2 tRNA genes are annotated in these 765 nt (G+C 56.2%); both read right to left on the reverse strand.

From position 1 onward, the window contains the following. Window positions 1–334: 334 nt before the first annotated feature. Window positions 335–410: transfer RNA gene (locus tag V7660_RS17170), tRNA-Ala, on the reverse strand. A 56-nt stretch (window positions 411–466) separates the two neighbouring features. Further along, window positions 467–543 (reverse strand) — tRNA-Ile (locus V7660_RS17175). Between the last annotated feature and the right edge of the window lie 222 nt (window positions 544–765).

Here is a 765-nt window from a genome sequence, read left to right on the forward strand (position 1 = left end):
AGAGTGCCACGTCTTTCATCGCCTCTTACCGCCAAGACATCCCCCGGATGCCCTTTTGACGCTTGATCGTTATTTGAAATCCATGTGCAGTGGAAAACGCATTTGCGCTCCACACACTGGATCTCGATCAGACATGTTGGTTTCTTGCAGACTGACCCTTTACCAATACCGCACATTGCTGCGCGGCCGGTTATTCGGCTGAGGCTGGTGACGCAGACCCACGAGGGGTGGCGGCCAGCCGGATCAATCTTTCCCTTACGATAACAAACATCCCGGAACCCAAAGGTCCCAGAAACGGACTAAACTTCTTTCGTTCGTACACCCACCAAAATGATGGTGGAGCCAGACGGAATCGAACCGACGACCTCCTGAATGCAAATCAGGCGCTCTCCCAACTGAGCTATGGCCCCGTAGTCTGGCATCCCGCCAGGTCGCGTGCCCTGCCCTGCGTTGCCGCAGGCTTCGATGGTGGGCCGAGGAAGAGTTGAACTTCCGACCTCACGCTTATCAGGCGTGCGCTCTAACCACCTGAGCTACCGGCCCGTGACTGCGTCAGGGCCAGGCCCATCGCGGTCAAAGTCGAAGACAGGCGATCAAGCGCCCGCGGGGCTCGCTTAGTATCCAGACTTACCGAAAGCAAGCCTGAACAACGAACGAAGGAAGAGAAACGGAGACGGCGCGATAGCCGCATAGTTTTTGTCCATCAAAGTGGACTGTCTATAGAGCCCTAGAGCCTCGCGTGAGCAAAGCAATCCAGAAGCATCC

It is taken from the genome of Hyphomonas sp., from assembly GCF_036964145.1.
Lineage (GTDB): Bacteria > Pseudomonadota > Alphaproteobacteria > Caulobacterales > Hyphomonadaceae > Hyphomonas.